The sequence below is a fragment of the Negativicutes bacterium genome, from assembly GCA_021372785.1.
Classification (GTDB): domain Bacteria; phylum Bacillota; class JAAYKD01; order JAAYKD01; family JAAYKD01; genus JAJFTT01.
In genome coordinates, this window is record JAJFTT010000005.1 from 1 (window position 1) to 13,735 (window position 13,735).

The 13,735-nt window shown below is 47.6% G+C and carries 12 protein-coding genes and 1 tRNA gene; 11 read left to right on the forward strand and 2 right to left on the reverse strand.

The genetic code is table 11. The annotated features are described in order from the left end of the window. The 8 genes from LLG09_00720 to eno form a co-directional block, all read left to right on the forward strand. The coding region (locus LLG09_00720) for a hypothetical protein (protein MCE5195646.1) at window positions 1-241 on the forward strand (241 nt) is incomplete at its 5' end. Window positions 242-279: 38 nt separating this feature from the next. Beyond that, entirely contained in the window at window positions 280-1,116 is an 837-nt protein-coding gene (locus LLG09_00725) for a hypothetical protein (GenBank protein MCE5195647.1), read from the forward strand. Between the two features lie 19 nt (window positions 1,117-1,135). After that, window positions 1,136-1,783 carry a hypothetical protein gene (locus tag LLG09_00730; protein MCE5195648.1) on the forward strand — a complete coding sequence of 216 codons (648 nt, stop codon included), beginning with the start codon at window positions 1,136-1,138 and terminating at the stop codon, window positions 1,781-1,783. Between the two features lie 255 nt (window positions 1,784-2,038). After that, the gene (gene gap / locus LLG09_00735) at window positions 2,039-3,046 is read left to right on the forward strand and encodes a type I glyceraldehyde-3-phosphate dehydrogenase (protein ID MCE5195649.1); all 1,008 of its coding nucleotides are present in this window, start codon (window positions 2,039-2,041) and stop codon (window positions 3,044-3,046) included. A 125-nt stretch (window positions 3,047-3,171) separates the two neighbouring features. Continuing rightward, window positions 3,172-4,353, forward strand: coding sequence for a phosphoglycerate kinase (locus tag LLG09_00740; protein ID MCE5195650.1), 1,182 nt, complete (start codon window positions 3,172-3,174; stop codon window positions 4,351-4,353). Window positions 4,354-4,362: 9 nt separating this feature from the next. Next, the gene (gene tpiA, locus LLG09_00745) at window positions 4,363-5,130 is read left to right on the forward strand and encodes a triose-phosphate isomerase (protein ID MCE5195651.1); all 768 of its coding nucleotides are present in this window, start codon (window positions 4,363-4,365) and stop codon (window positions 5,128-5,130) included. Continuing rightward, window positions 5,120-6,661, forward strand: a complete 1,542-nt coding sequence (gene gpmI, locus LLG09_00750) for a 2,3-bisphosphoglycerate-independent phosphoglycerate mutase (protein ID MCE5195652.1) — start codon at window positions 5,120-5,122, stop codon at window positions 6,659-6,661. Before tpiA ends, gpmI begins: the two co-directional genes overlap by 11 nt. A 13-nt stretch (window positions 6,662-6,674) precedes the next feature. Next, window positions 6,675-7,964: a phosphopyruvate hydratase gene (eno, locus tag LLG09_00755; protein MCE5195653.1), complete on the forward strand. Its 1,290-nt coding sequence runs from the start codon at window positions 6,675-6,677 to the stop codon at window positions 7,962-7,964. 287 nt (window positions 7,965-8,251) lie between these two features. Here the strand turns inward: eno and LLG09_00760 are convergent, their stop codons facing one another. Both LLG09_00760 and LLG09_00765 read right to left on the reverse strand, forming a co-directional pair. Next, window positions 8,252-10,078 (reverse strand): cell wall metabolism sensor histidine kinase WalK, encoded by a 1,827-nt coding sequence (locus LLG09_00760; protein MCE5195654.1) that lies wholly within the window; start codon window positions 10,076-10,078, stop codon window positions 8,252-8,254. Further along, window positions 10,075-10,770 carry a response regulator transcription factor gene (locus LLG09_00765; GenBank protein ID MCE5195655.1) on the reverse strand — a complete coding sequence of 232 codons (696 nt, stop codon included), beginning with the start codon at window positions 10,768-10,770 and terminating at the stop codon, window positions 10,075-10,077. Before LLG09_00765 ends, LLG09_00760 begins: the two co-directional genes overlap by 4 nt. Window positions 10,771-11,435: 665 nt before the next feature. On the opposite strand from LLG09_00765, the gene serS reads away from it, so the two are divergent. The 3 genes from serS to LLG09_00780 all read left to right on the forward strand — a co-directional run bounded on the left by serS (window position 11,436) and on the right by LLG09_00780 (window position 13,491). Next, window positions 11,436-12,713: a serine--tRNA ligase gene (serS, locus tag LLG09_00770; GenBank protein ID MCE5195656.1), complete on the forward strand. Its 1,278-nt coding sequence runs from the start codon at window positions 11,436-11,438 to the stop codon at window positions 12,711-12,713. 114 nt (window positions 12,714-12,827) lie between these two features. Then, window positions 12,828-13,205: a RidA family protein gene (locus LLG09_00775; protein MCE5195657.1), complete on the forward strand. Its 378-nt coding sequence runs from the start codon at window positions 12,828-12,830 to the stop codon at window positions 13,203-13,205. A 197-nt stretch (window positions 13,206-13,402) separates the two neighbouring features. After that, a tRNA-Ser gene (locus LLG09_00780) sits at window positions 13,403-13,491 on the forward strand. Window positions 13,492-13,735: the final 244 nt, after the last annotated feature.

Below are 13,735 nucleotides of genomic sequence, written 5' to 3' on the forward strand. Positions count from 1 at the left end.
TGCCTTCCGCGCCCGCAGCCTGGAAGCGACAGCGCTTCTGTTATCTGCCTGTTTTGTCATGTTGGGCGGCACCTCCATTGGTTCTGCAATTTCCCCTATTTTGCCGCAGATTAAAGTGTGGATCATGAACTATTTCAACACACCGGTAATCCGTGGTATTTCTCTTGGCGTATCTCTCGGCGCATTTGCACAAGGTGCTCGTAACCTGTTCGGGATCGAACGCGGTTATATGGCAGAATAACCGAATCACTGTAAAAACGAAAAGGAGGCACAATCAATATGCCGTGGTATAAAAGATTAATGGGGATTGACCGTCGTATTCTTTATCTCATCATGGTTCTGGCAATTGCTATTCCCATGTTCTATCCTTTGGGTTTGCCGGTCCCAGCCGACGAACCAACCCAGGCAGCCTACGACTATATAACCAGTTTACCGGCAGGTTCTAAGGTATTATATTCGCTCGATACATCCGCTTCCGGTATTACCGAATTAAAACCGGCTTTTGATGTCCTGGTGAGAAAATCGTTTGAACTCGGCCACAAAGTTTATTTCATCGCTTTATGGGCTGAAGGAAATAGCTTTGCCAAGATTTGGGGAGATCCGATTACTACGGAATACAAGGCCGAATACGGCGTTGATTATTGTAACCTGGGTTATCAACCAAGCTACCAGTCTTTCCTGGAACAGTCCAGAACCGACTTATACGGCGCTTGCAATGGCGGTGTTGATACCAATGGGACTAAATTAACCTCAATCCCAATGATGAAGGATGCAACCAAAGCAAAGGACTTTAGCTGCGTTGTAACTTTCAATTCCGGCGATCCCGGTCCGACCGCCTGGATTCAACAATGGAATTCCACTGAGAGCGTTCCAATTGTCAGCGCAACGGTAGCTGTAAATACACCGACTATGACCAATTATTATCAAGCAGGCTTGCTCAAAGGGAATGTCTCCGGCCTTTCCGGTGCAGCTTATCTGGAGAAAATTGCCGGTAAGCTGGGTGCTGCTACCGGCGGTATGGACTCACAATCGATGGGGCATGTCGTTATCATTCTGTTCTTGATTTTGGGTAATATCGGTTACTTCGCAGCAAAAAGAGCAGGAGAAGTGAAATAATTAGGAGGTGACTTTTATAATGCAAGCTATTTTAACTCCAACACTGGGAAATTGGCTCTCGGCCTTAATAACCCTGATGTTGTTTTCTCTACTGTATAAAGAAAATCCGATTTACCGGATTGCCGAGCATTTGTATGTGGGCACCTCAGCGGCTCATGGTATTGTCACTACCTGGAACAACACCATCAAGCCTGCCATCACCGCGATGCCGACTGCCGGCACCTGGTGGGAAATTATCCCGATGGTTATTGGTCTCTTGATTTACTTCAATATGTATCGTCCTTATGCCTGGATCGCCCGTATTCCGATGTCCTTCTGGATAGGATATAACGCCGCCCTGGTGCTATCCGCCCGTCAGGTTATCCCATTCTTCACCCAGATGACCCAGTCCATCAAACCGTTGGTTGTGATGACCAAAGGCAGCCTGGATATTTGGAACAGTTTCAACAATATCCTTTTTGTGACCATTGTCTTAGGTGTTTTGGTTTACTTCTTCTTTACGGTAGAGCGTAAAGGTGTTTTCAAATATGCAGCCAACTGGGGTCGTATTGCCATCATGATCGGCTTCGGCGCATCATTCGGTAATACCGTTATGGCTCGTATTTCCTTGTTAATCGGTCGTTTGACCTTCCTGTTCGGTGACTGGCTCCATTTACTAAAGATATAATTTAAAAAACTGTCCTGCTTTTTTTAAAGCGGGACAGTTTTTTGTTGTACAGAAAACGGTAATTATTTCTTCTGTTATCTGTTCCGCAAGGATTTTTCTGAGATTGCATTCTATTATTAATGATGTCCTAATTCTAAAAGACAGCCGATCTCATCTCGAATATATAGTACATTATGTGATTCGGAAAGAGGAATTTATTATTTAAAAGCGAATTGATAGAATATAGTTCATTTCACAATCAGAAAGGGGTTATTCATTATGGTTAAAGTCGCCATCAACGGTTTCGGACGAATAGGACGTCTGGCAGCTCGCATGTTGGTAGACAGTTCGGATATTCAACTGGTTGCCATCAACAGCAATGGTCCGGTTGAGAGTTCGGCTTATTTGTTTCAGTATGATTCCAGCTATGGCACATGGAATGGTGCAGTGGAAACGAAGCCTAACATGATGATCATCAATCATAAAGAGATCCGTTATTCACAAGAAAAAGAACCGCAGAATTTACCCTGGGCGGATTTAGGCGTAGATATGGTGATTGATTGTACCGGTAAATTTACAGAGAAGCAAAAGGCGCTCTTATATCAGCAGGTTGGCGTAAAAAAAGTTCTTTTATCGGCACCCGGTCACCATGAAGATGTCACTTTGGTGATGGGAGTCAATGAAGAGATGTATGATCCTAAAAATCATTATCTCATTTCCAATGGTTCCTGCACTACCAACTGTTTAGCTCCGGTAGCGAAGGTACTGCAGGATAAATTTGGGATTGAAAAAGGCTTTATGACCACGATTCACGCTTATACCAATGATCAGAATATCCTGGATAAGTCTCATAAAGATTTAAGAAGAGCCCGTGCGGCCGCATTATCCATCATTCCAACTACCAGCGGTGCCACAAAGACATTGGCCTCTGTTTTGCCTGCGTTAAAGGGAAAGCTGGACGGGCTTGCTTTGCGCGTTCCCACACCTACGGTTTCAATTGTCGATTTGGTGGTGGATACCCTAAAGCCTGTCAGTGTACAGTCCGTCAATGCGGCTTTTGAAGAAGCTGCCGCAGGCGCGATGAAAGGTATTTTGCTGGTCAGTCACGATCCGATTGTTTCCATTGATTTGAAAGGGTCCAATTACAGCGCGATTGTCGATGCTCCTTTAACTATGGTCATGGGCAGCAATCAAGTGAAGGTGCTGGCCTGGTATGATAATGAATGGGGTTATACCTGCCGTTTATGCGATATGGCTGTCTTTATTGCCCGCCAAGGTTTATAAGATTGCTGCGCCGCAGCCAAAGAGAGCGGAGTTTTTTGACTGTAAGGCAAGTCAGAATCAGAACAAGGCGGCTTAGACTGGAGCCGTTTTGTTTTTTAAACTGTCAGTAAGGAGGATTGATCGTTTTGAAAAAAACTGTGCGTGATTTTGATGTAGCGGGAAAAAAGGTTTTGCTGAGAGTGGACTTCAATGTGCCGACGGATGAGCAGGGCGAAATCAGCAACGATGCCAGAATCCGCGGCGCTCTGCCTACGATACAGTATTTACTGGAACACCACGCTGCTGTCATTCTGACCAGTCATTTTGGACGTCCGCAGGGAAAAATCAATGAAAAATATCGCCTGAATAAAATTGCTCAGCGATTGGAAGCATTGCTGAGGATGCCGGTGCAATATTGTCAGGAATTTGTCGGACCGCTCGCAAAGCAAGCTGCAGCAGATTTAAAACCCGGTGAAGTACTTCTGTTGGAGAACAGCCGTTTTCACGCGGGTGAGGAATTGAATGAAGACGCCTTGGCTCAAGAATTGGCTTCCTATGCCGATCTGTTTATCAATGATGCTTTTGGCGCTGCGCACCGTGCCCATGCTACTACGGTCGGAGTCACAAAATATTTGCCTGCGGGCGCCGGCCTTTTAATGGAGAAGGAACTGGAGTATTTAGGAATGGCACTGGAACAGCCCAAGCGTCCTTTGATTGCGGTGATTGGGGGAGCGAAAGTATCGGATAAAATCGCTGTTTTGCTGAATTTGCTAACTAAAGTGGATGGGCTGATCATTGGCGGCGGTATGGCGAATACGTTCCTGCTGGCCAAAGGTGTTGAGATGGGCGCTTCTTTGGTTGAAGCGGATAAAGTAGAAGTGGCCAGGGAAATTATGGCCAAAGCAGTGGAGAAAAACGTAGCGCTGTTGCTGCCGCAGGATCTGGTCGTGGCGACCGTGGTGTCGGCCGATGCTGCAACCAGAATCGTCGCTCCAAACGCAATCGCTGACAATGAAATAGCGCTCGATATCGGTCCACTCACTGTGGCTGCTTTCGGTCAGGTTTTGGCTTCTGCCGGAACGGTGATCTGGAACGGACCGATGGGCGTATTTGAAATTGATCAATTCTCTGCCGGAACTTTTGCTGTTGCCAGAGCAATTGCAGAATCTTCCGCTATTTCCATAATTGGTGGCGGCGATTCTGCGGCCGCTGTAGAAAAAGCCGGCTTTGCTGCCGCTATGACGCATATCTCTACCGGAGGTGGAGCGTCTTTAGAATTTTTAGAAGGTAAGACACTGCCGGGCGTCGCCTGTCTCTCGGATCGTTAAGGTGTTATGATGAGAAAGCCTTTGATTATCGGTAACTGGAAAATGAATCCTGTTTCTACTCCGGCTCTCGGTCTCTTACAAGCACTGGCAAAGGCTGAATTGTCCGGGAAGGTGGAAGCGGTGATCTGCCCCCCCTACCTGATGATACCGCAATCTGCACTGATTCTGCCCAAAACGAAGTGGTCGATCGGAGCGCAAAATGTATATCCGGCCGATTCTGGTGCCTATACAGGCGAAATTTCAGCGCCAATGCTGAAAGCAGCCGGATGTCAGTATGTTTTGGTTGGGCATAGCGAGCGCCGAACACTTCTGGCGGAAACGGATGACTTTGTAGAAGAAAAAGTGAAGGCGGCTTTCGCAAACGAGTTGGTGTCCGTGCTCTGCGTGGGTGAAAGCCTGGCGATTCGGGATGCCGGCGAAGCGACACAATATGTCAGGAATCAAGTCATCCACGCTATTGGTAATTTGACTGAATTGAAACCGAATCAAATAGTCATCGCCTATGAGCCAATTTGGGCGATCGGAACCGGTAAAAATTGCAGCGCTCCGCTGGCAAATGATATGATCGCTGCGATTCGCGAAACTTGCGCCAGCTTATTTGGCTCTCAATGGGCCAAGGAAATTCGAATTCTGTATGGCGGCAGCGTGAAAGCCGGTAATATTCTTGACTATATGTTGCAGCCGGAGATTGATGGGGCTCTGGTAGGTGGAGCATGTTTGGCGGCCGAAGAATTCTTGAGTATAATCGCCCGGGCGGAGAAAAATTATGGAGAATGAAATTAGACCGGTCGTTCTATGTATCCTGGATGGATGGGGACTTTCCGCCCGCTTGGAGCACAATGCTTTTGCGGCAGCAGATACACCCGTTTTTGACCAATTGTTCCGCAACCACCCTTGGTGCAGTTTACAGGCAAGCGGAGCAGACGTCGGTTTGATAGCTGGTCAGATGGGAGACAGTAATGTGGGCCACCTGAATATCGGCGCCGGACGCATTGTTTATCAATCCCTTGGATTGATCAATCAAGCCATTCAAAACGGCGATTTCCAAAAGAATGAAGTCATCCTGCAGATGATGCGGCGGGCTAAAGCAAACGGAAAAACGCTGCACCTGATGGGTTTGCTTTCAGATGGCGGAGTGCATAGCCATTTGCAGCATTTGATCAATTTATTAGCCATGGCGAAACAAGAGAAGTTGTCCCGGGTTTATGTCCATGCTTTCCTGGACGGCAGAGATGTACCGCCGCAGAGCGCTCAGGATTATATCAGTCAGTTGGAAGCGGCGATGCAGCAAATCGGCGTCGGCAGGATCGCCACGGTCAGCGGACGCTTTTACGCCATGGATCGGGATCATCGTTGGGAGCGGCTGCAGTGTTACTGGCAAGCCCTGGCAGAAGGTAAGGGGGAAACGGCAGATTCTGCCGCGCAAGTTGTCAGCCGGGCGTATGCCGAAGGGATTACCGATGAGTTTATTCTGCCCACTGTGATCAATGACAGCACTCCTTTACAAGATGGAGATCAGGTTTTCTTTTTCAATTATCGGGCGGATCGGGCAAGAGAACTCTGCCAAGTTTTGCTGGAACCGGATTTCAAAGGGTTTTTACGCTGCGTCCAGCCGAAAATCGATCTGGCTTCCATGACGGAATATGATGCTTCTTTGCATATCCCGGCGGCTTTTCAAGCGGTTAATATGAAGAATATGCTGGGTGAAGTAGTGGCCAAAGCGGGCTTGCGGCAATTGCGTTTGGCAGAGACCGAAAAATATGCCCATGTGACCTTCTTTTTTGATGGCGGCGTCGAACGTAAATTGAGCGGAGAGGACCGGATTCTCATTCCTTCCCCGCAAATAGCCACTTATGATTTGCAGCCGGAAATGAGTGCGCCGGAGATTACGTCCCAATTAGTAGAAGCGATTCACAATCGCCGGCATAATCTGATCGTCGTCAACTACGCCAATGGGGATATGGTGGGGCATACCGGTAATTGGCAGGCGGCTATCAAGGCGATGGAACTACTGGACCAGTCGGTCGAAAAGGTTGTAGCGGCAATTCAAGCAGTCGGCGGCAGTATGCTCATTACCTCCGATCACGGCAATATTGAGCAAATGGTAGATGAAACGACCGGTGAACCATATACCGCTCATACGGTATGGCCGGTACCATGTCTCTTAATCTCTGCCGATGCCGATTTGCGGCTCCGCAATAGCGGCCGTTTGGCCGATCTGGCGCCAACTGTTTTATCGTTGCTGCAAATAGAGCAACCGGAGGAAATGACCGGTCAAAGTTTACTTTGGTCGGCAAAGCAAAAATAAAGGAGACAGCAGCATGATCAATACCACAATTTCTGATATTTACGCCCGTGAAATTCTTGACTCCCGCGGTAATCCAACCATTGAAGTGGAAGTGACTCTGGAATGCGGAGGTTTTGGCAGAGCCGCGATTCCTTCCGGAGCGTCTACCGGAACCTATGAAGCGGTGGAACTTCGGGACGGCGACAAAAAGCGTTACAACGGCAAAGGCGTGCTGAAGGCGGTGGAAAATGTCAACGATACCATTGCTGCGGTGATAATCGGTATGGATGCCCTGGATCAGGCGGCACTCGATCAGGCACTGATTGACTTGGATGCTACTCCCAATAAAAGCAGATTAGGTGCCAATGCTATACTGGGCGTTTCGTTGGCTGCCGCCAAAGCAGCTGCGGCGGCGTTGGAGTTGCCGCTTTATCAATATATCGGCGGAGTCAATGCCAAGACACTGCCGGTGCCTATGATGAATATCTTAAACGGCGGTAAACATGCAGATAATAATGTTGATATTCAGGAATTCATGATTATGCCGGTTGGCGCCAAATCATGGTCGGAAGCTCTGCGGATGGGCGCTGAAATTTATCATAGCTTAAAGAAAGTATTGAAAACCAAAGGGTATCAGACAGCGGTCGGGGATGAAGGCGGCTTCGCACCAAATTTACAGAGCAATGAAGAACCCCTGGTTTTAATTGTGGAAGCCATTCAAAACGCTGGCTTCATACCGGGTAAACAAGTCTGCATCGCCATTGATGCGGCAGCGACCGAATTCTACTCCGAAGGAAAATATCATCTGAGCGGGGATCATCTCGATCTTACTTCAGAGGAAATGGTGGCTTACTGGGTTGACAAAGCCGAGCGCTACCCGATTATATCACTGGAAGATGGTTTAGCGGAAGACGATTGGGAAGGTTATAAATTACTGACGGATGTGATGGGTCAGAAAATTCAATTGGTTGGTGATGATTTGTTCGTGACCAATCCGGAGCGCTTGGCCAGAGGGATCGCAGCCGGAGTAACCAATTCCATCCTGATCAAGCTCAATCAAATCGGTACCTTGACCGAGACGCTGGAGTGTATTGAAATGGCGAAACGTGCCGGCTATACCGCTGTGATCTCTCACCGTTCCGGTGAAACGGAGGACACCAGCATTGCCGACATTGTGGTTGCGACCAATGCGGGACAAATTAAAACGGGAGCGCCTTGCCGGACAGACCGCATTGCAAAATTCAATCAATTACTGCGCATTGAAGATCGACTGAATGGCGGTAAATATCCCGGCAAAGCCGCATTCTATAATCTTCATTTCTAAAATTGCCTTCAGACCAGATAGTATAAGATACTGCTGCTGACCAAATTCAATCAATTACTGCGCGTTGAAGATCGACTGAATGGCGGTGAAGATCCCGGCAAAGCCGCATTCTACATTGCATGAGCTTGCCGCGGATCGCTATCAGCCAATGAACTTGTTGGTCTATGATGTGAAAGAAGACAAAATGAGAACCACCTCAGCAGAAACTACTGAGTCGGTTCTCATTTTGTCTTGGCATACAGGTAGAACAGTGCGTCTTTTGCCGGCAAACACTGCAAATTGCCGGCCTATTCTGTGCTGATTTCATCACTGCCTAATTCGTCTTCACCACTGTCGAAGCAGACCGGCATCGTAAAGGTGAAGCAACAACCACCCAAAGGATCGTTATTGACACTGATTTTTTCTCCATGCGCTTCAATCAGGGAACGCACGATGGAAAGACCAAGACCGGTGCCTTCTTTGCTGCGGGAATGATCTGCTTTGTAGAATCTATCCCAGATATAAGGCAGGTCTTCAGCGGCAATACCGGGACCGCTGTCCTGAATCGTGATTTCCATTTTCTGACCGACACTGACACCGATGATCTGAATTGTGCCGTTTGGAGGTGTGAATTTAGAGGCATTGGACATCAGGTTCATCAAAATCTGTTCCAGCCGGTCGGGATCCGCCCAAACGGCAGGTTCAGCCATGTCAAATCGCACCGTAAATAATTGACTTTCCTTGCCGGTAGCACTCTTGCATTGCATTGCCAGGCGGCTCAGTATGGGCAAGAGCGGCACACATTCGCGATGAAGTTTGATTTGACCGGATTCGATAAAAGAAAGCTCCAATAAGTCCTGAATCAGCTTGGTAAGACGGATTGTTTCTTTGTGAATGATATTCAAGTAACGCGGTGAGGATTCCAGGGGAATCGTTTCGTCCAGGATCCCTTCGACAAAACCACGGATGGAGGTCAGCGGTGTGCGCAACTCGTGGGAGACATTGGCGACAAACGCTTTCCGCTGCAATTCCAGTGTGTGCGCTTCCGTAATATCCTGCAGCACCGTTACATGTCCGGTAAAACGCCCCAGCCGGTCCAACACAGGCGAAACAGTAACAGCCACAAAACGTTCGTTGCTAAAAGACAGGATTTTTGTGACGATGCTGGTGGAATCTTCCGACATCATTTGATAGAGTTCTGCCGGCAGGTGCAAGGCACTTAGTTTTTTACCATTGGGGTTTTCGTCCAGAGGGATCGCCAGCAGCTGCTGGGCAGCCGGATTAAATAAAACAACGGTTTCGTTATTCTCAGTAGCGATGACGCCTTCCGTTAGTGAGCGAAGCAGGTTTTCCATCCGCCCTTTTTCGGTCAGCAAAGAATCGATACTTTTTTGCAGCGAGCGTGAAAGATTGTTAAAGCTCTCAATTAAGTCACCGATTTCATCATCTTCATCATAGGGAATTGTTATGGCGTAATTTCCGCGCGCCATCGACTGGGCGGCAACGGTCAACGCATAGAGCGGCTCGGCAATATGCCGGGAAAAAATATAGGCCAAGATTAAAGCAAGCACAAAACTGATCAGGACAATGATCAGAGCTTGTTTTTGAATGATGGCAGAAGAAGCGCCAATCACATCCAGCGGCGTTTCCAGATACAAAGTACCGACAATGGACATTTGCTCGGCAGTCAGCTGTCGAATCGGAAAAGCCAAGGTTAGGGCATAGGTGGCCAGACGCGGATTGTAACCTTGCCGGGAGAATTGGTTATTCTGCAATAAGTCGAATAATTCATCCTCAGCAATAAACTGACCCCGTACATTCGTTTCATAACCGGCGCTGGTGACCAGGATCTGACCGTTACAGTCGGTTAGAAAGACTTGCGCGCTGGAGAAATATTCGATGGTAGTGAGTATTTGCTGCATGGCATCAAAACTGATTCGTCCGCTGAAAAAAATACTGATTGATGGGATAATCAGACGAGCTTCTTCCTCCAAACGGCTGCGGGCATTCTCTGTGAGGTAATTCGATAATTGACTCGGCAGAAAAATACCCAAAGAAAAAACCGTGACAAGGGCAACTAAAACAAAGCTGACAAAGAGCTTTTTGAATAAACTGCGGATATGCAGTTTTTTCACGCTTCGCTCACCTCAAACTTATAGCCAACACCCCAGACGGTCTTGATCAGCCATCCTTCCGGTTCGGCTATGTTCAATTTTTCTCTCAAACGCTTGACATGTACATCCACCGTCCGCGCATCGCCGAAATACTCATAACCCCAAACATTTTCCAGCAATTGCTCCCGACTATAAACGTGGTTCACATTTTTAGCCAAAAACCAGAGCAGCTCGGTTTCTTTTGGGGTGAGATTGACTGCAATGCCGTTGATTGTGATCAGACGCTGCGTCATGTTCATGTAGAGATTGCCAAAACTCATCTCTTCTTCCTGCTCGTTCATCTCAATTTTTTGGCTCCGGCGCATGACCGCCTTGATTCTAGCCATCAGTTCCTTTGTACTGAAAGGTTTGGTCACATAATCATCCGCTCCGATTTCCAAACCCGTCACTTTGTCGGGTTCTTCTCCCTTGGCGGTAATCATGATAATTGGTGTTGAGAGCGTTTTCCGGATTTCCCGGCAGACTTGCCAGCCGTCCTTCTTTGGCAGCATGATATCCAACAGAATCAAAGCAGGCTGCAATAATTTTGCTTTGGCGATCGCTTCGTCACCATCCGCGGCATGGTGACAATCGTAGCCTTCTTTTTCCAGATACAATTCCAACAGTTCACGAATATTGGGGTCGTCATCAACGATTAGAACGATACTTTTCATGAAATGCTCACCTCTTATATTTTTTTACTGAATCATCTTTATCCTATTTGCTGAAATGAAACCGAAAGTCAAATAAAAATACAACTTCAGCATATCATATTTTTGAGGAATATTCAAATCATTCAGAAGGTTTTCACGTAAAATTCATTTCTGTTTTTCAACACAGTAGCAAAAATGAATCTGAAAGAAGATGACTCACTGCCAAGCAGAAGCAAAGGTTTCTATCTTTCTCTTGCATTTCCTCCGGCCGCGGTTTATAATGAATAAGACATCAGAATAAAACTTGCAATGATAAAAGCAATGATTCTTTGCGCTATGCAGAGAGCCGGTGGCTGGTGCAAACCGGTAAGGGCAGGAATCTATCCACTTTTTGAGCAAACGGTGATAAACCGAAGGTTCGTATCCTTTATCATACAATTGAGTGGTCGGTTTGAGGATCGGCAATTTGGGTGGCAACGCGGAGTTCTTTCGTCCCATGCGTTTCGTATGGTGTGAAAGAGCTTTTTTATTTTTTTTTCGCAGACCATCCGGTTTTTGCTGAAGAAGGGGGTAGTAAAAACGCAAATTATCCGAACTTGACAGTTGTTCCGAACAGTCTACTCCAAATAAATATCTACGAAATCAAAGCTGATTCATCCAGAAAAATCGCAAGGAGCTGACAGATTATGATTGATATTCGATTGATTCGTACGAACCCGGAACTTGTAAAGCAAAATATCCGGAAAAAATTCCAGGAGCAGAAACTGCATTTAGTGGATGAAGTAGTTGCACTGGATCTCCGCCTGCGTGATGCCAAAACCAGAGCAGATTATCTGCGCAGTCAGCGCAACTCGGTCAGTAAGCAAATCGGCAAATTAATGGCACAGGGCAAACGGGAAGAAGCGGAGCAGAGCAAAGTTTTGGCAGCTGATATCGCCCGCGAACTGGAAGAATTGAAGGAACTGGAAGAGCGGCTGCCTCTGGAGATTCGGGAACGCATGCTGGTGATCCCCAATATCATCGATGCTACGGTCCCCATTGGCAAAGATGACAGTGAAAATGTGGAAATTGAACGTTTTGGGGAAGCATTGGTTCCCAATTTTGAAGTGCCTTATCACGTTGAAATTATGGAACACTTTCAGGGGCTCGATCTCGACGCCGCCCGAAAAACGGCCGGTTCCGGTTTCTATTATCTGCAAGGCAGCATTGCCCGCTTGCATTCGGCGGTGCTTTCCTATGCCCGTGATTTTATGATTGATCGTGGTTTTACCTATTGTGTACCTCCTTTCATGATCCACAGCAGCGTCGTTACCGGTGTCATGAGTTTTACCGAAATGGAAAACATGATGTATAAGATAGAAGGAGAAGACTTGTACCTGATCGGCACCAGCGAACACTCCATGATTGGCAAATTCATCGATAGTATTCTGGATGAAGAAGAACTGCCGCAGAAATTCACCAGCTATTCGCCTTGCTTCCGCAAAGAAGTTGGCGCGCACGGGATTGAAGAACGCGGTGTTTACCGGGTGCATCAATTCGAGAAACAGGAAATGATCGTTGTCTGCAAACCGGAAGACAGCCGGGCCTGGTTTAAAACCCTTTATGAAAATACCGTTGCTTTCTTTCGCTCCCTGGATATTCCCGTGCGCACCTTGGAATGCTGCTCCGGCGATCTGGCGGACTTAAAAGTAAAAAGTATCGATGTGGAAGCCTGGTCGCCCAGACAACAGAAATACTTCGAAGTTGGCAGCTGCTCCAATCTTGGTGATGCCCAGGCTCGTCGATTGGGCATCAGAATTAGAAGCAAAGAAGGCGGCAATTATTTTGCCCATACCTTGAACAACACCGTAGTGGCGCCGCCGCGGATGCTGATTGCTTTCTTGGAGAATAACGTGCAGGCGGATGGAAATGTCAGAATACCGGCAGCGCTGCGCGTTTATATGGGCGGCAAGACGATGCTTTAAAAGCAGGAGCCGTGTGATACGATGAAGAATCTTAGGCTGTAAGAATTTTAGCGGTGCGGTCGGATGGCAGCCGTACGATGCGGTGAAGGCTATTCAGGGGGAAAGGTGATTGATATGCAATTGATTCAGACAGAATTTTCTCAGGCAAAACCCGGATTCTATACGCCGGGTATGATCAGCGGCAAGACGCTCTACATTTCCGGCCAACTCTCGCGGGATCCCGCCAGCGGACAAATCCCGGCAGGTGGTATTGGACCCGAAACACGCCAGGCTCTGCAAAATTTGAATTTAGTCCTGCAGGCAGCCGGTTTGCAGCCATCGGATGTGGTGATGTGCCGTATCTATTTACCGGATGTTGCCTTATGGGATCAGATGAATCTGGAATATGCCCGCTTTTTTGGTGAACACAAACCGGCCCGGATGGTTGTGCCCTGTGGTGCGCTGCATTACGGCTGTTTGGTGGAAGTGGAAGCCGTTGCAGAAATTCATTAGCCGAAATTCGGCTGGACTCCTGTTTCAGGAGGATGTCTGCGTAATTTCTTACCGATCGGCAGCAGGGATCCGTCGAATCTTTTCTCCCGGCGGGTCCCTTTGTTAAGCGGATGCCAAAAGATTTTGCAGCCGGCAGATCGATTTCGCAAACTTGACTTTGCCAGCCGGCTATGCTACAATGTGCAGGATTTCAATATGGAGAGGTGTTCGAGCGGTTTATGGAGCTGGTCTTGAAAACCAGTGATCGCGCAAGCGACCGTGGGTTCGAATCCCACCCTCTCCGCCAAATCTAACACCATCTATTGCTAAACTCCGTTTGTTCGGTAGGTGGTTTTCCTTTTGCCCGAAAGTGCTTGATTCAAGCCACTTTCGGGCTTTGTGCTTTTTGCCTTGTAGCAATAGTTAGTGTTTTAGAACAGCCGTTTTTACAGGACACTTGACTTGAACCTTGGCGTTTTGCCGTTTTGCTGGCTTTCAAATCGTTAAATTTGAAACCCCTTTTGAGCATCAGGGGTGTGCATATTTTAACG